Below are 255 nucleotides of genomic sequence, written 5' to 3'. Positions count from 1 at the left end.
ATATTGAATCACTAATTGTTGTAAATGCTGTTTATAGGCTTCAATTTGGTTTGAAGTTTCACAGGCTTGATGAACTAATTCTTCTCTTTCACTTTGGCTAAATTGATGCCAATGATGTAATTTCAGTTTAACGCCACAAGTATCTAACTTATAGCGCACTTGCATGGGAATACAGCGTAAATTATTAACAAAGTCAGCTTCAAATTGAAAAAACATAGTCAAGGATTTTTACTTTTTTTCACTAATTTTCATGAT

Annotated in this window: 1 protein-coding gene; it reads right to left on the bottom strand. The window is 31.0% G+C overall.

The window, feature by feature from the left end:
• The coding region (locus tag R0J92_RS24655; RefSeq protein WP_411053622.1) for a nitrate reductase associated protein at positions 1-216 on the bottom strand (216 nt) is incomplete at its 3' end.
• Between the last annotated feature and the right edge of the window lie 39 nt (positions 217-255).

It is taken from the genome of Tritonibacter sp. SIMBA_163 (assembly GCF_046535935.1).
GTDB lineage: Bacteria > Pseudomonadota > Alphaproteobacteria > Rhodobacterales > Rhodobacteraceae > Epibacterium > Epibacterium scottomollicae.
The sequence above is the reverse complement of the archived record's forward strand: the minus strand, read 5'-3'. Positions and strand labels throughout refer to the sequence as shown.